Raw genomic sequence first — 18,858 nt, 5'->3', positions numbered from 1 at the left:
CATGCTGAAAACTATCCGAAAACACGGCATTACACTGGCACTATTTGCAGCGGGTTCTACAGGGTTAACTGCGGCCATCAATCAGATGACCAAAACGACAATTGCTGAACAGGCCAGTCTGCAACAAAAGGCGTTATTTGATCAGGTGCTGCCAGCCGAACGCTATAACAATGCGCTGGCACAGAGTTGCTATCTGGTAACTGCGCCAGAGTTAGGTAAAGGTGAGCATCGGGTTTACATCGCCAAACAGGATGACAAACCGGTAGCCGCCGTTCTGGAAGCAACCGCGCCAGATGGCTATTCTGGTGCGATTCAGCTGCTGGTGGGAGCCGATTTTAACGGCACGGTGCTAGGCACGCGCGTGACAGAGCACCACGAAACGCCAGGGCTTGGCGATAAAATCGAACTGCGCCTTTCTGACTGGATCACCCATTTTACGGGTAAAAAAATCAGTAGTACGGATGATGCGCACTGGGCGGTGAAGAAAGATGGTGGTGATTTCGACCAGTTCACCGGCGCGACGATTACTCCGCGCGCGGTGGTAAATGCGGTAAAACGCGCCGGATTGTACGCTCAGACGTTACCGGCACAACTTTCTCAACTTCCTGCCTGTGGAGAATAAAGCGTGAGCGAAATTAAAGACGTTATTGTTCAGGGGTTGTGGAAAAACAACTCTGCGCTGGTCCAGTTGCTCGGCCTTTGTCCGCTGCTGGCGGTCACGTCCACTGCCACCAACGCCCTGGGTTTAGGACTTGCGACTACGCTGGTACTGACGCTGACCAACCTGACCATTTCGACGCTGCGTCACTGGACGCCAGCCGAGATCCGCATTCCCATTTACGTGATGATCATCGCCTCGGTGGTCAGCGCTGTACAGATGCTGATCAACGCCTACGCCTTTGGCCTGTATCAATCGTTAGGGATTTTTATTCCGCTGATTGTCACTAACTGTATTGTTGTGGGGCGCGCTGAAGCCTTCGCTGCTAAAAAAGGTCCGGCACTTTCGGCACTGGACGGCTTTTCAATTGGTATGGGCGCAACCTGCGCCATGTTCGTGCTGGGTTCACTACGCGAAATTATCGGCAATGGCACATTGTTTGACGGTGCAGATGCGCTGTTAGGTAGCTGGGCAAAAGTATTACGCGTGGAGATATTCCACACCGACTCCCCTTTCCTGCTGGCGATGCTGCCACCAGGTGCATTTATTGGCCTGGGACTGATGCTGGCAGGGAAATACCTGATTGATGAAAGAATGAAAAAGCGCCGTGCTGAAGCAGCTGCCGAACGTGCATTGCCAAACGGTGAAACAGGGAATGTCTGATGAACAAAGCAAAACGCCTGGAGATCCTCACCCGCCTGCGTGAGAACAATCCTCATCCCACTACTGAGCTTAATTTCAGTTCGCCTTTTGAATTGCTGATTGCCGTGCTGCTTTCCGCTCAGGCCACCGATGTCAGCGTTAATAAGGCGACGGCAAAACTCTACCCGGTAGCGAATACGCCTGCAGCGATGCTTGAGCTGGGCGTCGAAGGGGTGAAAAGCTATATCAAAACTATTGGGCTTTATAACAGCAAAGCAGAAAATATCATCAAAACCTGCCGTATCTTACTGGAACAGCATAATGGCGAGGTGCCTGAAGATCGAGCTGCGCTTGAAGCCCTGCCTGGTGTAGGTCGTAAAACAGCCAACGTCGTATTAAACACTGCATTCGGCTGGCCGACTATTGCTGTCGACACGCACATTTTCCGCGTTTGTAATCGTACTCAATTTGCGCCGGGGAAAAACGTCGAACAGGTAGAAGAAAAGCTACTGAAAGTGGTTCCGGCAGAGTTTAAAGTCGACTGCCACCATTGGTTGATCCTGCACGGGCGTTATACCTGTATTGCCCGCAAGCCTCGCTGTGGCTCTTGTATTATTGAAGATCTTTGTGAATACAAAGAGAAAGTTGACATCTGAAGAAAAGGGGTAACACCGATTACCCCATTGATAACCTTTCTTTATCCTCTTTTAAAACATCTTTTTAACGTCAATGATGCCATTGCTTAGCGTTATCATCAGGTAATCCGTTTGCGGATAACCAAAAATGCAGGTTAATTGTTTTTTTAATAGCGAAATTTTCTATTCATTCGTGATCAAGATCACGATGCTGTGGCAATGTAAAAACATTGCAAGAACTAGGTTAAAATCATTTAAATTTACACACGCAACAAATATTGACCTACAAAACATTACACTGGCTATTTTTCATAAACTGGACTATCTCACTAGGAAAAACGCTAAATAGCAGAACATATCGCCGTTAAGCCATCATCCCCCTCTCATGGTAGTGAAAAAATCTGCCGTTACGTTTTTTGAAAAATTTAACGCTGGATAACATTTCCCGGAATGGTTGAATTCCCCGCCTCAGTTATATGTAACAGATTATTACAAAGGACTTGTCTGAAAGTGCAAGATAGTGAACATTACCTGCCGTTTCCCCTCCCACTATAACAATTGCGCGTATGTTTTTTAGGCATAACGCGAGAAAGCACCCCCGTTAATATGGGATGTAAAAAAAGAGGTAAAAGTGTCCACTGCAAACCAAAAACCAACTGAAAGCGTCAGTTTGAACGCTTTCAAACAACCGAAGGCGTTCTATCTCATCTTCTCGATTGAGTTATGGGAACGTTTTGGTTATTACGGCCTACAAGGAATTATGGCTGTTTACCTGGTTAAACAACTGGGTATGTCTGAAGCGGATTCAATCACCCTTTTCTCTTCCTTTAGTGCCCTGGTTTATGGTCTGGTCGCTATCGGCGGCTGGTTAGGTGACAAGGTACTGGGTACTAAACGCGTAATTATGCTTGGCGCTATTGTGCTGGCGATTGGTTATGCTCTGGTTGCCTGGTCTGGTCACGACGCCGGTATCGTTTATATGGGTATGGCGGCTATTGCGGTCGGTAACGGCCTGTTTAAAGCTAACCCGTCTTCTCTGCTTTCTACATGCTATGAGAAAAACGACCCGCGTCTGGACGGTGCATTCACCATGTACTACATGTCCGTCAACATCGGCTCTTTCTTCTCTATGATCGCCACCCCGTGGCTGGCCGCGAAATACGGCTGGAGTGTTGCGTTTGCGTTGAGCGTTGTAGGCCTGCTGATCACTATCGTTAACTTCGCCTTCTGCCAACGCTGGGTTAAACAGTACGGTTCAAAACCAGACTTCGAGCCTATCAACTACCGTAACCTGCTGCTGACCATTATTGGTGTTGTGGCACTGATCGCTATCGCCACCTGGCTGCTGCACAATCAGGAAGTTGCGCGTATGGCGCTGGGCGTTGTTGCCTTTGGTATCGTGGTTATCTTCGGTAAAGAAGCCTTCGCGATGAAAGGTGCTGCGCGTCGTAAAATGATCGTTGCCTTCATCCTGATGCTCGAAGCCATTATCTTCTTCGTGCTGTACAGCCAGATGCCAACGTCACTGAACTTCTTTGCGATTCGTAACGTTGAACACACCATTCTGGGCCTGGCCGTAGAACCTGAGCAGTATCAGGCACTGAACCCGTTCTGGATCATCATTGGTAGCCCGATTCTGGCCGCTATCTATAACAAGATGGGCGATACCCTGCCGATGCCAACTAAGTTTGCAATCGGTATGGTGATGTGTTCTGGTGCGTTCCTGATTCTGCCGCTGGGTGCAAAATTCGCGTCTGACGCAGGTATCGTGTCTGTAAGCTGGCTGGTCGCAAGCTATGGCCTGCAGAGTATCGGGGAACTTATGATCTCTGGTCTGGGTCTGGCAATGGTTGCACAACTCGTTCCGCAGCGTCTGATGGGCTTCATTATGGGTAGCTGGTTCCTGACCACTGCCGGTGCAAACCTGATTGGTGGTTATGTTGCGGGTATGATGGCTGTGCCGGATAACGTTACCGATCCACTGATGTCACTGGAAGTCTATGGTCGCGTATTCTTGCAGATTGGTGTCGCTACTGCCGTTATTGCAGTACTGATGCTGCTGACCGCGCCGAAACTGCACCGCATGACGCAGGATGACGCTGCAGACAAAGCGGCGAAAGCTGCTGTAGCGTAAAATTCAGGGAAACTCTTTTACAAGCCGCTAACTTTTCGTTAGCGGCTTTTTTTTTGTTCAGCAACGCACTACCATACTTTAAACCACAGACAAAAGGAGTTACCGATGAAATTGTTCTACAAACCGGGCGCCTGCTCTCTCGCTTCCCATATCACCCTGCGTGAGAGCGGAAAGGATTTTACGCTCGTCAGTGTGGATTTAATGAAAAAACGTCTCGAAAACGGTGACGATTACTTTGCCGTTAACCCTAAGGGACAGGTGCCTGCATTGCTGCTGGACGATGGTACTTTGCTGACGGAAGGCGTAGCAATTATGCAGTATCTTGCCGACAGCGTCCCCGACCGCCAGTTGCTGGCACCGGTAAACAGTATTTCCCGCTATAAAACCATCGAATGGCTGAATTACATCGCCACCGAGCTGCATAAAGGCTTCACACCTCTGTTTCGCCCTGATACACCGGAAGAGTACAAACCAACAGTTCGCGCGCAGCTGGAGAAGAAGCTGCAATATGTGAACGATGCTCTGAAGGATGAGCACTGGATCTGCGGGCAACGATTTACAATTGCTGATGCCTATCTGTTTACGGTTCTGCGCTGGGCATACGCGGTGAAACTGAATCTGGAAGGGTTAGAGCACATTGCGGCATTTATGCAACGTATGGCTGAACGTCCGGAAGTACAAGACGCGCTGTCAGCGGAAGGCTTAAAGTAATAGCCATCGGCCCACAGGTCGTTGTGGGCCGAAATGAGATATTTCAGAGCTTTGTTGCGCTGAAATAATGTTCTGGTTTGGCAATACGATCCTGAGCAGCCACCACTTGCAGCTCATATTCCTGCATTGCTTTGGTGGTCACCATGATTTCGTATACTGCAGCGGTCACATGTTCCAGGGCCTCCTGCAGCGCTGCCCCCTGAAGCAGTTTCACCAGCAGTAAACCGCTCGTCACATCACCGACACCTACCGGTTGGCGCATACCAAAATCCACCAGCGGACGGCTGATATGCCAGGCTTCATCGGCGGTAACCAGCAGCATTTCAAAACGGTCACGGCTGTAGCCAGCCCGCGCCAGGTGTTTAACCAACACAATTTGTGGCCCTTGCGCAATGAGTTCACGCGCTGCCAGAACCGCTTCTTCGACGTTATTTACCGGATGCTCACAGAGTATCTCCAGCTCAACCAGATTCGGCGCAATGATATCGCTGGCAGGCAAACCGTGACGCACATGAAACTCTGCGACACCCGGTGCAACGATACAGCCTTTTTCCGGATGACCCATTACCGGATCGCAAAAATATTTCGCCTGCGGATTCGCTGATTTCACCTGACGAACGATACCGAGGATATGTTCACCCTGCTCCGCCGAACCCAGATAGCCACTTAATACGGCATCACAGGTGTGTAATTTATCAATGGCGGCAATGCCTTGCACAATTTCGGTTAAATGGCTGGGCGGCATCACGCAGCCAGTCCATTTGCCGTATTGGGTGTGATTAGAAAATTGAACGGTGTTCAACGGCCAGACGTTCGCGCCCAGGCGGCGCATCGGAAACTCTGCCGCACTGTTACCCGCATGACCATAAACAACGTGAGACTGGATAGCGAGAATATTTTTCATCATGTTCCCTGTATAAAAACCAGGGGGAGTGATTTCTCACTCCCCCTTTCCACTTAATGCATTATTTCCAGCAAATCAGACAGTAATTCTTTTTGCCGCGACGCAGTAAGGTAAAACGACCAAACAGACGATCTTCTTCTTTAAAGAAGTATTCAGGATCGGACTGTTTTTCACCGTTAATGGTGATGGCATTGGAGGCGATAGTTTTACGCGCCTGACCACGAGAAGGTTGCAGTTCAGAATCGACCAGCGCCTGCATCAGGTCTGCGCCTTTTTCCATCTCAACCATCGGTACGCCGTCCTGCGCCAGCTGTTCGAAGTCCGCTTCACTCAGCGCACTCAAGGAACCGCTGAACAGGCATTCGGTAATACGTTTTGCCGCCTGCAAACCTTCTTCACCGTGAACCAGACGTGTCACCTGTTCCGCCAGTACATACTGGGCGCGCGGTGCTTTACCACTGTTTTTATCTTCTTCTTCCAGCGCGTTGATCTCTTCAATGCTCATAAAGGTGAAGAACTTCAGGAAGCGGTAAACGTCGGCATCCGCAGTGTTGATCCAGAACTGGTAGAATTTGTACGGGCTGGTTTTCTTCGGATCTAACCAGACTGCGCCGCCTTCAGTTTTACCAAATTTGGTGCCGTCTGCTTTGGTGATCAGCGGAACGGTCAGGCCAAACACCTGATTCTGATGCAGACGACGGGTCAGGTCGATACCAGAAGTGATGTTACCCCACTGGTCAGAACCACCAATTTGCAGCACCACACCGAACTGTTTGTTCAGACAGGCGAAGTCATAACCCTGCAACAGGTTGTAGGAAAACTCAGTGAACGAAATCCCCTGATCTTCACGGTTGAGACGCTGCTTAACCGCTTCTTTGTTGATCATCTGGTTGACGGAGAAGTGTTTGCCAATATCGCGCAGGAAGGTCAACACATTCATATTGCCGAACCAGTCATAGTTGTTCGCCGCGATAGCAGAGTTTTCTCCACAGTCGAAATCGAGGAACGGGGCAACCTGCTTGCGGATTTTGTCCACCCACTCCTGAACAGTTTCTTCAGTGTTCAGCTTACGCTCGGCAGCTTTGAAGCTCGGGTCGCCAATCAGACCCGTCGCGCCGCCTACCAGCGCAACCGGCTTGTGGCCCGCCTGCTGGAAGCGTTTCAGGCATAACAATGGAACAAGATGCCCCAAATGCAAGCTGTCAGCGGTAGGATCGAAGCCGCAATAGAGCGCGATCGGGCCTTGCGCCAGTCGCTCTGCTAACGCTTCCTCGTCCGTCACCTGGGCTACCAGCCCCCGCTCTTGCAATTGTTTAATCAAGTTACTGCTTGCCATCAAAATCTCCATGTATATAACGACTGCACCTTTGCCGGTACACGACTTTTCGCCAGATGCGAAAGAGACATAGAATAAAGTGCCAGAATCAGGAGTACCAGCGATTAAAGCAAGATTTTTGCATCTTTTCAGGGGGCAAGACGATCAATTTTCCACGCATCATTTTCACGCTGGTACAAAAAGCGGTCATGCAGGCGATGCTCACCGCCCTGCCAGAACTCAATCTGTTCAAGGCTGACGCGAAAACCGCCCCAAAAACTCGGCAATGGCACTTCGCCCTGTTGAAACTTCTGCTTCAGCTCCAGGAATTTACTTTCAAGGATACCACGGGCAGAAATGCGACTGGACTGCTTCGAAACCCATGCACCAATCTGGCTATCACGGGGGCGACTATGAAAATATTTCATCACTTCGAGAGTCGAAAGTCGTTCCGCTTTACCGATCACCATCACCTGGCGCTCAAGGGTATGCCACGGGAACAGCAGGCTAACGCGCGGATTATTTTCGATTTGATGTGCTTTACGGCTGCCGAGATTGGTGTAAAACACCATGCCTTTTTCGTCGTAATGTTTGAGTAAAACGATGCGCTGATAAGGCTGACCATGTTCATCCACGGTAGCGACCACCATCGCGGTAGGGTCCGCCAGTTTGGCTTCACACGCCTGAGAGAGCCAGCGTTCAAAAAGGGTTAATGGAGCGGCGGGAAGATCGCGGCGGCGTAATCCGCCTTTGGTGTATTCACGGCGCAGATGCGCGATTTGCTGCAATTCGTCGTTATCAGACATGGTTTTCTTTACGGATTGTCAGTGGGTGACGCTATTGTGCGCCGCCCCTGGAAAAATCTCAACGCTGTGGATTTTGTAACTGACAGTTATTCAAGACGATGCGGTCGCGTTTATAGACAGTCGCTTCCTCCCCTTTCGACCAGAAAACATAGATCCCGTCGGTGTAACGTGCACCAGACGCAGAAATGCCCTGTTTGAGATGCAGTAGTTGATTATCGTAAACAAAACTGACTTCCTGGCGCGGATTATTCAGTTTGACCGTCAACGGTTTTTCATCACACTGGTATTCCAGCGTATCGGTTTGCATGCGCTCAACCAGTTGATTGAACGCGCTACAGCCGGTGAGAAGGACCGGCAAACAGATCAGTAACAGTTTTTTCATAGACATATCCCGAAGACTTTCCTGGTCTGGAGGGCAATACGCCCTCCCTAACGTTCCAAGTGTAACGGCAGACGCGGTAAGAAAAATTCAGTTAACTCTGATATCACGGGTTAGCGGGGAAAATAGCCCCGAGTACCGTCTCCTGGCTTGCGCCAGTGACGGAAGGCAGATTTCCTGGTAATCCCGCCAGCGTCCGCCAGGCAAGCCAGGCGAAAGCCAATGCTTCCATGTCATCGCCACTAATGCCAACGGCATCGGTGGTGGTGACTTCTGTGCCTGGCAGTAATGCCGCCAGACGCGCCATGAGTAGCGGATTACGACTTCCTCCACCACATACCATCAATCGTTCGCAGCCACCGCTCAACAAAACTTGTTCAGAAATGGTCACGGCGGTGAGTTCTGCCAGTGTCGCCTGTACATCTCGGGGATCAACACCCGGAAAATGGCGCAAATGGCGCTCCAGCCAACCGTAGTTAAAGTATTCGCGTCCGGTGCTTTTCGGTGCAGGTTGCGAGAAATACGGGTCGCTAAGCATATTTTGCAGCAGTGGGAGAATGACTTTACCCGCCCGTGCCCACTCGGCATCTTTATCGTAAGGTTTACCTGCCTGACGCCAGATCCAGGCATCCATCAGCATGTTACCAGGGCCGGTATCGTAGCCCCCTACCGGCTGCCCAGGAATGAGCAGTGACAGATTGGCGATGCCACCAATATTGAGCACCATTCGTCGCTCGGTTGGGTGAGCCAGCAGCGCATGATGGAACGCAGGTACCAGCGGTGCGCCTTGTCCTCCCAAGGCAATATCGCGACGGCGAAAATCACCGACAACCGTAATTCCGGTGCGTGCCACAATTTGATTGTTATCGCCAATCTGTAAAGTGTGTGGTGCCACGCCCGTCGGTTCATGCCAGACGGTTTGACCGTGACAGCCGATCGCAACGATATCTCTCGCCTGCAGGTTTTGTTCCTTAAGCAAGGCATTGACCGCATCAGCAAAAAGTCGCCCGAGTTGAGTATCAAGCTGTCCAAACTGCGAAAGTGTAAGCTGCTGGCCCTGGCAAATATCCAGTACAGCCTGTTTCAGAGACACCGGGATCGGCCAGCTCAAACTTGCCAGCTGTGCGACCCGGTGTTCATCAATTGTCGCCAACACAACATCAACACCATCAAGGCTGGTGCCTGACATAACGCCAATAAAGCGGCCCGATTTCATAGTTCATCCTTTTTCAATCTGACGTTTGCGCACCACTCAAACATAAACTTTTCGTGAATACCATGCGGAATGACCGATTTTTACCGTTGGTAGTAAAACATTATCTTCAAATCAATAATCATCATGAATGTTTTGTTTATAATTGGTTGATCCTACTTTCATTATGATTTGCTCATATTTGGTAGAACATGTAACCATGGATTCACATATGCCATATACTTTGACCATGAGGGATGCTTGCGTGGCGTTTCATGGTGAACAGGAGATTTTTCAATGATTAAACGCGTATTGGTTGTTTCAATGGTAGGTCTGTCTCTTGTCGGTTGTGTTAATAACGACACCCTGTCAGGGGATGTTTATACCGCTTCTGAAGCGAAACAAGTACAGAATGTCAGCTATGGCACCATCGTTAACGTACGTCCGGTACAGATTCAGGGCGGTGATGATTCCAACGTTATCGGCGCAATTGGCGGTGCTGTTCTTGGTGGTTTCCTGGGGAATACTGTTGGTGGCGGAACCGGGCGTTCTCTGGCTACTGCAGCAGGCGCTGTTGCAGGTGGCGTAGCCGGTCAGGGCGTACAGAGTGCAATGAACAAAACGCAGGGTGTCGAGCTGGAAATTCGTAAAGACGATGGTAATACCATCATGGTGGTACAGAAACAAGGCAACACTCGTTTCTCTCCGGGCCAACGTGTCGTACTGGCCAGCAATGGCAGTCAGGTGACCGTTTCCCCGCGCTAAATAAGTTTGCGTGTGGTCAGGTTACTGACCACACGCCCCCTTTATTTCACCCTTTGGCCTGTAACTCAATGATATTATGCTCAAGTTTTGCGATGAGCTTAATCAGTTGTTCCAGTTCCTCTGCGGAGATGCCATGTAAAATTTCCGCGCGGGTTTTGTTAATAACAGCTTCCATTTCGCTGATCAGCGGCTCTGCCTTTTCCGTCAGTTTAATACGTTTAGCCCGACGATCGCTGGCACAAGTTTGACGCGAAATTAACCCTTTTTCTTCCAGTTGGTCCAGAGTACGGACCAGTGATGGCTGCTCGATGCCAATCGCTTTTGCCAGTTGAATTTGCGACTGGTCTGGAGGTAACTGATGGATATTGTGTAACGTAACCCAATGGGTTTGTGTTAACTCCAGCGGTTTCAGGCGATGGTCTATCAGAGCACGCCATATGCGCACCAACCGTGCCAGATCAGAACCTAGTGGCGATTCCAATTTCATCTCCTTATAATTAGCTTGCTAAGATATTATGCGGCTTTTAGAATAGTGTGCAGCAATTGTATTGCTAAAACAAATGTATTGCTGCATTTGGTTACCGTCAGACATATTTTTCAGAAATTGCGCGTAAATTTTTCGCACTTAAAGAATATTTATTAATCTAACGCAATATATTCGGTCGTAAAGGAATCTACTTTGTGAAGTTTATGCTCAATGCAACAGGATTGCCCTTACAAGATCTGGTGTTCGGTGCGTCCGTCTACTTTCCTCCGTTTTTCAAAGCCTTCGCGTTTGGATTCGTCATCTGGCTTGTCGTACACCGCCTGCTTCGTGGCTGGATCTACGCCGGTGACATCTGGCATCCCTTGTTAATGGATTTATCGCTGTTTGCGATTTGCGTTTGCCTTTCCCTGGCAATAATGATTGCGTGGTAACTATGTCAATTAAAACAATTAAGTATTTCTCAACAATCATTGTAGCGGTAGTTGCGGTTCTTGCCGGATGGTGGCTGTGGAATTATTACATGCAATCTCCGTGGACACGCGACGGGAAAATACGCGCAGAACAGGTTTCTATCACCCCACAGGTGTCGGGACGTATTGTTGAGCTGAATATAAAAGACAACCAGCTGGTTAACGCGGGGGATCTTCTGCTCACGATCGATAAAACGCCCTTTCAGATCGCCGAGCTGAACGCACAGGCTCAGCTGGCGAAAGCGCAATCTGACCTCGCAAAAGCCAATAACGAAGCGAATCGTCGTCGTCATCTCTCACAAAATTTTATTTCTGCCGAAGAACTCGATACCGCTAACCTCAATGTTAAAGCGATGCAGGCCAGTGTTGATGCCGCACAGGCGACGTTGAAACAGGCACAATGGCAACTGGCGCAAACGGAAATTCGCGCCCCGGTGAGCGGATGGGTGACTAATCTTACTACCCGCATCGGCGATTACGCTGACACCGGGAAACCGCTGTTTGCTCTTGTCGATAGCCACTCGTTTTACGTCATTGGTTATTTTGAAGAAACCAAGTTGCGCCATATCCGCGAAGGTGCACCAGCACAAATTACCCTCTATAGTGATAACAAAACGTTACAGGGTCACGTTTCCAGTATCGGTCGGGCGATTTATGATCAGAGCGTTGAAAGTGACTCAAGCCTTATTCCGGATGTGAAACCTAACGTCCCCTGGGTTCGCCTCGCCCAACGTGTTCCGGTCCGCTTTGCGCTGGATAAAGTCCCAGGCGATGTCACGCTGGTGTCGGGCACCACCTGTAGCATTGCCGTAGGTCAATAATGAGTGCATCGTCATGGTCCTTGCGCAATTTGCCCTGGTTCAGGGCCACGCTGGCGCAATGGCGTTATGCGTTACGCAATACCATTGCCATGTGTCTGGCGCTGACAGTTGCCTATTATTTAAATCTCGATGAGCCCTATTGGGCGATGACCTCGGCAGCGGTGGTTAGCTTCCCCACCGTTGGCGGTGTGATCAGCAAAAGCCTCGGACGCATCGCGGGTAGTTTGCTGGGAGCCATCGCGGCATTGCTTCTTGCCGGACATACGCTCAACGAGCCGTGGTTTTTTCTATTGAGTATGTCAGCATGGATTGGCTTTTGTACCTGGGCCTGTGCGCACTTCACGAATAACGTCGCGTATGCATTTCAACTGGCGGGTTACACGGCTGCCATCATCGCCTTTCCGATGGTCAATATTACTGAGGCCAGCCAGCTGTGGGATATTGCTCAGGCGCGCGTTTGCGAGGTGATAGTCGGTATTTTGTGCGGTGGCATGATGATGATGATCCTGCCGAGCAGTTCCGATGCTACGGCCCTTTTAACCGCATTGAAAAACATGCATGCCCGATTACTGGAACATGCCAGTTTGCTCTGGCAACCTGAAACAACCGATGCCATTCGTACAGCGCATGAAGGGGTGATTGGGCAGATACTGACCATGAATTTGCTACGAATCCAGGCTTTCTGGAGTCACTATCGTTTTCGCCAGCAAAACGCGCGCCTTAATGCGCTGCTCCACCAGCAATTACGTATGACCAGCGTCATTTCCAGCCTGCGACGTATGTTGCTCAACTGGCCCTCACCGCCAGGTGCCACACGAGAAATTCTCGAACAGTTGCTGACGGCGCTCGCCAGTTCGCAAACAGATGTTTACACCGTCGCACGTATTATTGCCCCGCTACGCCCGACCAACGTCGCCGACTACCGGCACGTCGCCTTCTGGCAGCGACTACGCTATTTTTGCCATCTTTATCTGCAAAGCAGTCAGGAATTACATCGTCTGCAAAGCGGCGTAGATGATCATGCCAGACTCCCACGGACATCCGGCCTGGCACGTCATACCGATAACGCCGAAGCTATGTGGAGCGGACTACGAACATTTTGTACATTGATGATAATTGGCGCATGGAGTATCGCTTCACAATGGGATGCCGGTGCCAATGCATTAACACTGGCCGCAATTAGCTGCGTACTCTACTCCGCCGTCACGGCACCGTTTAAGTCCTTGTCACTGCTAATGCGCACGCTAGTGTTACTTTCGCTATTTAGCTTTGTGGTCAAATTTGGCCTGATGGTTCAGATTAGCGATCTGTGGCAATTTTTACTGTTTCTCTTCCCACTACTGGCGACAATGCAGCTTCTTAAATTGCAGATGCCCAAATTTGCCGCGCTTTGGGGACAACTGATTGTATTTATGGGGTCGTTTATCGCTGTCACTAATCCTCCGGTGTATGATTTCGCTGATTTTCTTAATGATAATCTGGCAAAAATTGTTGGCGTAGCGCTGGCGTGGCTAGCGTTCGCCATTCTGCGACCTGGGTCTGACGCTCGTAAAAGCCGTCGTCATATTCGCGCACTGCGCCGGGATTTTGTCGACCAACTAAGCCGCCATCCAACACTGAGTGAAAGCGATTTTGAATCACTCACTTATCATCACGTCAGTCAGTTAAGTAACAGCCAGGATGCGCTGGCTCGCCGTTGGTTATTACGCTGGGGGGTGGTGTTGTTGAACTGTTCTCATGTTGTCTGGCAATTGCGCGAATGGGAATCGCGTTCCGATCCGTTATCGCGAGTACGGGATAACTGTATTTCATTGTTACGTGGAGTGATGAGTGAGCGTGGCGTTCAGCAAAAATCACTGGCGGCCACACTTGCAGAATTACAGCGGATTTGCGACAGCCTTGCCCGTCATCATCAACCTGCCGCCCAGGAGCTGGCGGCAATTGTCTGGCGGCTGTACTGCTCGCTTTCGCAACTTGAGCAAGCACCGCCGCAAGGTACGCTGGCCTCTTAGTTACTTAATTACACCGCAGGCATAGCGTTCACCGCCACCGCCCAGCGGTTTAGGTTGATCGGACATATTATCGCCACCAACGTGGATCATCAGCGCTTTATCTTTGACTTGATCCAGTGATTTCAGACGAGGCGCGATGACGGCATCGGTAGCTTTCCCGTCATTATTGACAACCAGCGCAGGCAGATCGCCTAAATGCCCGGCACCTTCTGGCCCTTCATGTTTACCGGTATTTTGTGGATCAAGATGCCCGCCTGCGGATTCCGCCGCTGTGGCTTTGCCATCTTTGGTAGCTGGCTGGCAGCTTCCTTTGGCATGAATATGGAAGCCATGTTCACCGGGGGGTAATGCTTTCAGATCGGGCGAAAACTCCAGACCTTTATCGGTTTCAGTAATGGTGACGCTACCAATTGACTGCCCAACCCCTTGCGACGTGACGAGGTTCATCTCGACTTTTTCACTGGCAGCTTGCGCGCCGGTAGCAACAACCAGCGCCAGAATAGCCAGACTAAAACGTTTCATAGGACCTCCGTTCATTGTGCATTCCTGAATAAGTGTAAACCAGTGACACATTTTTGAACGGCGGCTATTCCTAAAAGTGCTTACGGTACGTCGTAACCCAGTGCCGCTTTACGGATACGGAACCATTGTTGGCGAGTCATTTTCAGGGTTTCTGCTTCAACAGCTGCTCGCACGCGCTCAATTTTACCGGAGCCGATTATCGGCAGCGGCTGCGACGGTAAACGTAATACCCAGGCGTAAACCACCTGTTCAATAGAGCCCGCGTTTAACTCCTCCGCCACCACAGCCAGTTCATCACGCAGAGGCTGGAAATAATCATCATTAAACAGACGACCACCACCAAGGCAGGACCACGCCATCGGACGAACACGCAGTTGTTGCAGTTGGTCGAGCGTGCCATCCAGCAGTAACGGCTGATGCACCGGGGATATTTCCACCTGATTAGTGGCAAGGGTAAACGGCAGGCGTGATTGCAACAGCGCAAATTGCGCAGGCGTAAAGTTCGATACGCCAAAATGGCGAACTTTGCCGCTCTGATGCAGATGTTTAAAGGCGTCCGCCACTTCATCGGCATCCATTAACGGGTCTGGTCGGTGGATTAACAGTAGATCCAGATAATCGGTCGCAAGATTAATTAGCGACTGTTCGGCGCTCTTAATGATGTGATCGCGGTCAGTAATGTAATGACCAATGACGTTTTCTTCACGCGCGGTCGTCGCGATACCGCATTTGCTGACAATTTCCATCCGTTCACGCAGATGAGGTGCCAGTTTCAGCGCCTCGCCAAACGCTGCTTCGCACTGATAGCCGCCATAAATATCAGCGTGGTCCACGGTAGTTACGCCGAGATCCAGATGCTCTTCAATAAAGCTGACCAGCTGACGGGCGGACATATTCCAGTCCATCAATCGCCAGTAGCCCATCACAAAACGGGAAAACTCCGGGCCTTGCGGCGCAATAGTAATACGCTGAACCATAATCGCTTCCTCTTATCAGATATGAGAGGAGTATACGCAAGATTATGCTCAAAAGAGTGATGGTTGCTCCGGTTCGTCTGATGACGCTGGCTTATTTGCACGTAATTTGCGCATTAACCGCTGCCGACAAAGGCGCAGTACCTCTTGTTTTTCGCCATCGCTCATTTTATTCCAGTTAAAACGCTCATCCCGACTGCGAAAGCAGCCGCGACAAAATCCGCGTTCGTCAGACTGGCAAATTCCCCGGCACGGGCTCTGGACGGGAAAGAACTCTAATTGCTCCGCCACTTCGCCCTCCTCAGATAAGATTATTACCACTATTGAAGCTGTTAATGCCCAAAGTAGCAACTTTGCTTGCACTAGACCGACTGGTCTACTACACTCCAACACATGAACAAACACACCGAACATGATACTCGCGAACATCTCCTGGCGACGGGCGAGCAACTTTGCCTGCAACGTGGATTCACCGGGATGGGGCTAAGCGAATTACTAAAAACGGCTGAAGTGCCGAAAGGGTCCTTCTATCACTACTTTCGCTCTAAAGAAGCGTTTGGCGTTGCCATGCTTGAGCGCCATTACGCCGCATATCACCAGCGACTGACGGAGTTGCTGCAATCCGGCGAAGGTAACTACCGCGACCGCATACTGGCTTATTACCAGCAAACACTGAACCAGTTTTGCCAACATGGAACCATCAGTGGTTGCCTGACAGTAAAACTCTCTGCCGAAGTGTGCGATCTGTCAGAAGATATGCGCAGCGCGATGGATAAAGGGGCTCGCGGCGTAATCGCCCTGCTCTCTCAGGCGCTGGAAAATGGCCGTGAGAACCATTGTTTAACCTTTTGTGGCGAACCGTTGCAACAGGCACAAGTGCTTTACGCACTGTGGCTTGGCGCGAATTTGCAGGCCAAAATTTCGCGCAGTTTCGAGCCACTGGAAAACGCGCTGGCCCATGTAAAAACCATTATTGCGACGCCTGCCGTTTAGCAGGCATTTTTTATCACCAGACCACCGGGAGCCTTTATGTCATCTGAAAAACTGTATTCCCCACTGAAAGTGGGCGCGATCACGGCGGCAAACCGTATTTTTATGGCACCGCTGACGCGTCTGCGCAGTATTGAACCGGGTGACATCCCTACCCCGTTGATGGCGGAATACTATCGCCAACGAGCCAGTGCCGGTTTGATTATTAGCGAAGCCACGCAAATTTCTGCCCAGGCAAAAGGATATGCCGGTGCGCCTGGCATCCATAGCCCAGAGCAAATTGCCGCATGGAAAAAAATCACCGCGGGAGTCCATGCTGAAAATGGTCACATGGCCGTGCAGCTTTGGCACACGGGGCGAATTTCTCACGCCAGCCTGCAGCCTGGCGGTCAGGCACCGGTAGCGCCTTCTGCACTTAGCGCGGGAACGCGTACTTCTCTGCGCGATGAAAAAGGTCAGGCGATCCGCGTTGAAACATCCATGCCACGTGCACTGGAACGGGAAGAGATTCCGGGCATCGTCAATGATTTCCGCCAGGCCATCGCTAACGCCCGTGAAGCTGGGTTTAATCTGGTGGAGCTACACTCTGCTCACGGTTATTTACTGCATCAGTTCCTTTCTCCTTCTTCAAACCATCGTACCGATCAGTACGGCGGCAGCGTGGAAAATCGCGCACGTCTGGTGCTGGAAGTGGTCGATGCCGGGATTGAAGAATGGGGAGCCGACCGCATTGGCATTCGTGTTTCGCCAATCGGTACTTTCCAGAACACGGATAATGGCCCAAATGAAGAAGCCGATGCACTATATCTGATTGAACAACTGGGCAAACGTGGCATAGCTTACCTGCATATGTCCGAACCGGACTGGGCGGGAGGCCAACCGTATACTGACGCGTTCCGCGAAAAAGTACGCGCCCGTTTCCACGGTCCGATTATCGGCGCAGGTGCCTACACGGTAGAAAAAGCCGAAACGTTGATCGGCAAAGGATTGATTGATGCGGTGGCATTTGGTCGTGACTGGATTGCGAACCCGGATTTGGTTGCCCGCTTGCAGCGCAAAGCTGAGCTTAACCCACAGCGTGCCGAAAGTTTCTACGGTGGCGGCGCGGAAGGCTATACCGATTACCCGACGCTGTAATCCAACATTGCGAGCGGCGCAAAGCCGCCGCTATACTAAAACAACATTTTGAATCTGTTAGCCATTTTGAGGATATAAAGATGCGTCTTCTTCATACCATGCTGCGCGTTGGCGATCTGCAACGCTCCATCGATTTTTATACCAAAGTACTGGGCATGAAACTGCTGCGTACCAGCGAAAACCCGGAATACAAATACTCACTGGCGTTTGTTGGCTATGGCCCGGAAACCGAAGAAGCGGTGATTGAACTGACCTACAACTGGGGCGTGGATAAATACGAACTCGGCACTGCTTATGGTCACATCGCGCTTAGCGTAGATAACGCCGCTGAAGCGTGCGAAAAAATCCGTCAGAACGGCGGTAACGTCACCCGTGAAGCGGGTCCGGTAAAAGGCGGCACTACGGTTATCGCGTTTGTGGAAGATCCGGACGGTTACAAAATTGAATTAATCGAAGAGAAAGACGCCGGTCGCGGTCTGGGCAACTAATCTCCTGCCGGGCGTGAACTCATCGCGCCCGCATCTTTACTGCATCGACAAGTAATATTTGTCATAATGCGCGCTGCAATTTATCCGTATTAAGAGAATCAGATGTCCGATAACGCTCAACTTACCGGTCTGTGCGACCGTTTTCGTGGTTTTTATCCTGTTGTGATCGATGTTGAAACAGCTGGATTTAACGCCAAAACCGATGCGCTGCTTGAGATTGCCGCCATCACCCTGAAAATGGATGAACAAGGCTGGCTGATGCCGGACACCACATTACATTTCCACGTCGAACCATTTGTCGGCGCAAATTTGCAGCCAGAGGCCCTCGCCTTCAACGGCATTGACCCGAACGATCCCGATCGCGGCGCGGTCAGCGAATACGAGGCGCTGCACGAAATTTTTAAAGTTGTACGTAAAGGCATTAAAGCGAGCGGCTGTAACCGCGCCATTATGGTGGCGCACAACGCCAATTTCGATCACAGCTTTATGATGGCCGCCGCAGAACGCGCCTCACTGAAACGTAACCCGTTCCACCCTTTCGCCACTTTTGACACTGCTGCACTGGCCGGGCTGGCACTCGGACAAACCGTATTGTCAAAGGCTTGCCAGACCGCTGGCATGGACTTCGACAGCACCCAGGCGCACTCCGCGCTGTACGACACCGAACGCACTGCTGTGCTGTTTTGTGAAATCGTCAACCGCTGGAAACGTCTGGGAGGCTGGCCGCTACCTGCCGCCGAAGAGGTGTAATCGAGTCGATGCCTGATGACATGCAATGATTCAGGCATCTATAGTGAGGCTATTCCACGCATCATG

Annotated in this window: 22 protein-coding genes; 13 read left to right on the top strand and 9 right to left on the bottom strand. The window is 50.7% G+C overall.

The window, feature by feature from the left end; all coding sequences use genetic code 11:
- Nucleotide 1 precedes the first annotated feature (1 nt).
- The 5 genes from rsxG to gstA all read left to right on the top strand — a co-directional run bounded on the left by rsxG (nt 2) and on the right by gstA (nt 4,780).
- On the top strand, nt 2–622 hold the full coding sequence (gene rsxG, locus FQ015_RS04090; protein WP_115738550.1) for an electron transport complex subunit RsxG: 621 nt from the start codon (nt 2–4) through the stop codon (nt 620–622).
- 3 nt (nt 623–625) lie between these two features.
- Nucleotides 626–1,321 (top strand): electron transport complex subunit RsxE, encoded by a 696-nt coding sequence (rsxE, locus tag FQ015_RS04085; protein ID WP_001289652.1) that lies wholly within the window; start codon nt 626–628, stop codon nt 1,319–1,321.
- Entirely contained in the window at nt 1,321–1,956 is a 636-nt protein-coding gene (gene nth, locus FQ015_RS04080) for an endonuclease III (protein ID WP_001030334.1), read from the top strand. The genes rsxE and nth overlap by 1 nt, the downstream gene beginning before the upstream one ends.
- Before the next feature lie 610 nt (nt 1,957–2,566).
- The gene (gene dtpA / locus FQ015_RS04075; RefSeq protein ID WP_000100942.1) at nt 2,567–4,069 is read left to right on the top strand and encodes a dipeptide/tripeptide permease DtpA; all 1,503 of its coding nucleotides are present in this window, start codon (nt 2,567–2,569) and stop codon (nt 4,067–4,069) included.
- Nucleotides 4,070–4,174: 105 nt separating this feature from the next.
- Nucleotides 4,175–4,780, top strand: coding sequence for a glutathione transferase GstA (gstA, locus tag FQ015_RS04070; protein ID WP_000765742.1), 606 nt, complete (start codon nt 4,175–4,177; stop codon nt 4,778–4,780).
- A gap of 43 nt (nt 4,781–4,823) precedes the next feature.
- Here gstA and pdxY read toward each other — a convergent pair whose 3' ends face one another.
- The 5 genes from pdxY to anmK all read right to left on the bottom strand — a co-directional run bounded on the left by pdxY (nt 4,824) and on the right by anmK (nt 9,400).
- On the bottom strand, nt 4,824–5,684 hold the full coding sequence (gene pdxY, locus FQ015_RS04065) for a pyridoxal kinase PdxY (protein WP_160523781.1): 861 nt from the start codon (nt 5,682–5,684) through the stop codon (nt 4,824–4,826).
- A gap of 61 nt (nt 5,685–5,745) precedes the next feature.
- Nucleotides 5,746–7,020: a tyrosine--tRNA ligase gene (gene tyrS, locus FQ015_RS04060; protein ID WP_039021265.1), complete on the bottom strand. Its 1,275-nt coding sequence runs from the start codon at nt 7,018–7,020 to the stop codon at nt 5,746–5,748.
- A 128-nt stretch (nt 7,021–7,148) separates the two neighbouring features.
- Nucleotides 7,149–7,805: a pyridoxamine 5'-phosphate oxidase gene (gene pdxH, locus FQ015_RS04055; RefSeq protein WP_001282302.1), complete on the bottom strand. Its 657-nt coding sequence runs from the start codon at nt 7,803–7,805 to the stop codon at nt 7,149–7,151.
- 58 nt (nt 7,806–7,863) lie between these two features.
- Complete coding sequence (gene mliC, locus FQ015_RS04050) at nt 7,864–8,193, bottom strand: C-type lysozyme inhibitor (protein WP_000061974.1); 330 nt, start codon at nt 8,191–8,193, stop codon at nt 7,864–7,866.
- Between the two features lie 97 nt (nt 8,194–8,290).
- A complete protein-coding gene (gene anmK / locus FQ015_RS04045; protein ID WP_000835077.1) occupies nt 8,291–9,400 on the bottom strand; it encodes an anhydro-N-acetylmuramic acid kinase in 1,110 nt (369 codons plus the stop codon).
- Between the two features lie 273 nt (nt 9,401–9,673).
- On the opposite strand from anmK, the gene slyB reads away from it, so the two are divergent.
- Entirely contained in the window at nt 9,674–10,141 is a 468-nt protein-coding gene (gene slyB / locus FQ015_RS04040) for an outer membrane lipoprotein SlyB (protein WP_000597196.1), read from the top strand.
- A gap of 46 nt (nt 10,142–10,187) precedes the next feature.
- Here the strand turns inward: slyB and slyA are convergent, their stop codons facing one another.
- Nucleotides 10,188–10,622 (bottom strand): transcriptional regulator SlyA, encoded by a 435-nt coding sequence (gene slyA, locus FQ015_RS04035; RefSeq protein WP_000445640.1) that lies wholly within the window; start codon nt 10,620–10,622, stop codon nt 10,188–10,190.
- 200 nt (nt 10,623–10,822) lie between these two features.
- Here slyA and FQ015_RS04030 point away from each other — a divergent pair, with 200 nt between their 5' ends.
- The 3 genes from FQ015_RS04030 to FQ015_RS04020 are packed head-to-tail and all read left to right on the top strand — an operon-like array spanning nt 10,823 to nt 13,931.
- Nucleotides 10,823–11,059: a DUF1656 domain-containing protein gene (locus tag FQ015_RS04030; RefSeq protein ID WP_039021263.1), complete on the top strand. Its 237-nt coding sequence runs from the start codon at nt 10,823–10,825 to the stop codon at nt 11,057–11,059.
- 2 nt (nt 11,060–11,061) lie between these two features.
- Nucleotides 11,062–11,919 (top strand): efflux RND transporter periplasmic adaptor subunit, encoded by an 858-nt coding sequence (locus FQ015_RS04025; RefSeq protein ID WP_001300356.1) that lies wholly within the window; start codon nt 11,062–11,064, stop codon nt 11,917–11,919.
- On the top strand, nt 11,919–13,931 hold the full coding sequence (locus tag FQ015_RS04020; RefSeq protein ID WP_039021262.1) for an FUSC family protein: 2,013 nt from the start codon (nt 11,919–11,921) through the stop codon (nt 13,929–13,931). The genes FQ015_RS04025 and FQ015_RS04020 overlap by 1 nt, the downstream gene beginning before the upstream one ends.
- Here FQ015_RS04020 and sodC read toward each other — a convergent pair whose 3' ends face one another.
- The 3 genes from sodC to FQ015_RS04005 form a co-directional block, all read right to left on the bottom strand.
- Nucleotides 13,932–14,453: a superoxide dismutase [Cu-Zn] SodC gene (sodC, locus tag FQ015_RS04015; RefSeq protein ID WP_001353183.1), complete on the bottom strand. Its 522-nt coding sequence runs from the start codon at nt 14,451–14,453 to the stop codon at nt 13,932–13,934. It lies immediately after the preceding gene.
- Nucleotides 14,454–14,533: 80 nt separating this feature from the next.
- A complete protein-coding gene (locus FQ015_RS04010) occupies nt 14,534–15,430 on the bottom strand; it encodes an aldo/keto reductase (protein WP_000250667.1) in 897 nt (298 codons plus the stop codon).
- A 48-nt stretch (nt 15,431–15,478) separates the two neighbouring features.
- Nucleotides 15,479–15,718, bottom strand: coding sequence for a DUF1289 domain-containing protein (locus FQ015_RS04005; protein ID WP_000840481.1), 240 nt, complete (start codon nt 15,716–15,718; stop codon nt 15,479–15,481).
- 102 nt (nt 15,719–15,820) lie between these two features.
- Between FQ015_RS04005 and nemR the strand changes: the two genes are divergently transcribed.
- From nemR to rnt, 4 genes are all read left to right on the top strand, one after another.
- A complete protein-coding gene (gene nemR, locus FQ015_RS04000; RefSeq protein ID WP_001032937.1) occupies nt 15,821–16,420 on the top strand; it encodes a DNA-binding transcriptional regulator NemR in 600 nt (199 codons plus the stop codon).
- Nucleotides 16,421–16,456: 36 nt separating this feature from the next.
- Nucleotides 16,457–17,554 carry an N-ethylmaleimide reductase gene (gene nemA / locus FQ015_RS03995; protein WP_160523734.1) on the top strand — a complete coding sequence of 366 codons (1,098 nt, stop codon included), beginning with the start codon at nt 16,457–16,459 and terminating at the stop codon, nt 17,552–17,554.
- Between the two features lie 80 nt (nt 17,555–17,634).
- Entirely contained in the window at nt 17,635–18,042 is a 408-nt protein-coding gene (gene gloA, locus FQ015_RS03990; protein WP_001237796.1) for a lactoylglutathione lyase, read from the top strand.
- A gap of 102 nt (nt 18,043–18,144) precedes the next feature.
- The gene (rnt, locus tag FQ015_RS03985) at nt 18,145–18,792 is read left to right on the top strand and encodes a ribonuclease T (protein ID WP_001282281.1); all 648 of its coding nucleotides are present in this window, start codon (nt 18,145–18,147) and stop codon (nt 18,790–18,792) included.
- Nucleotides 18,793–18,858: the final 66 nt, after the last annotated feature.

Source organism: Escherichia sp. HH26CH, assembly GCF_009820205.1.
GTDB lineage: Bacteria > Pseudomonadota > Gammaproteobacteria > Enterobacterales > Enterobacteriaceae > Escherichia > Escherichia coli_F.
This window is presented reverse-complemented; position numbering and strand designations above follow the sequence as displayed.

Coding starts and splice junctions, on each gene's coding strand:
- pdxY (WP_160523781.1), bottom strand. CDS start 5,684: ATGAAAAATATTCTCGCTATCCAGTCTCACGTTGTTTATGGTCATGCG.
- nemR (WP_001032937.1), top strand. CDS start 15,821: ATGAACAAACACACCGAACATGATACTCGCGAACATCTCCTGGCGACG.
- nth (WP_001030334.1), top strand. CDS start 1,321: ATGAACAAAGCAAAACGCCTGGAGATCCTCACCCGCCTGCGTGAGAAC.
- FQ015_RS04020 (WP_039021262.1), top strand. CDS start 11,919: ATGAGTGCATCGTCATGGTCCTTGCGCAATTTGCCCTGGTTCAGGGCC.
- FQ015_RS04010 (WP_000250667.1), bottom strand. CDS start 15,430: ATGGTTCAGCGTATTACTATTGCGCCGCAAGGCCCGGAGTTTTCCCGT.
- anmK (WP_000835077.1), bottom strand. CDS start 9,400: ATGAAATCGGGCCGCTTTATTGGCGTTATGTCAGGCACCAGCCTTGAT.
- gstA (WP_000765742.1), top strand. CDS start 4,175: ATGAAATTGTTCTACAAACCGGGCGCCTGCTCTCTCGCTTCCCATATC.
- sodC (WP_001353183.1), bottom strand. CDS start 14,453: ATGAAACGTTTTAGTCTGGCTATTCTGGCGCTGGTTGTTGCTACCGGC.
- FQ015_RS04025 (WP_001300356.1), top strand. CDS start 11,062: ATGTCAATTAAAACAATTAAGTATTTCTCAACAATCATTGTAGCGGTA.
- rnt (WP_001282281.1), top strand. CDS start 18,145: ATGTCCGATAACGCTCAACTTACCGGTCTGTGCGACCGTTTTCGTGGT.
- nemA (WP_160523734.1), top strand. CDS start 16,457: ATGTCATCTGAAAAACTGTATTCCCCACTGAAAGTGGGCGCGATCACG.
- slyB (WP_000597196.1), top strand. CDS start 9,674: ATGATTAAACGCGTATTGGTTGTTTCAATGGTAGGTCTGTCTCTTGTC.
- rsxG (WP_115738550.1), top strand. CDS start 2: ATGCTGAAAACTATCCGAAAACACGGCATTACACTGGCACTATTTGCA.
- pdxH (WP_001282302.1), bottom strand. CDS start 7,805: ATGTCTGATAACGACGAATTGCAGCAAATCGCGCATCTGCGCCGTGAA.
- mliC (WP_000061974.1), bottom strand. CDS start 8,193: ATGTCTATGAAAAAACTGTTACTGATCTGTTTGCCGGTCCTTCTCACC.
- gloA (WP_001237796.1), top strand. CDS start 17,635: ATGCGTCTTCTTCATACCATGCTGCGCGTTGGCGATCTGCAACGCTCC.
- tyrS (WP_039021265.1), bottom strand. CDS start 7,020: ATGGCAAGCAGTAACTTGATTAAACAATTGCAAGAGCGGGGGCTGGTA.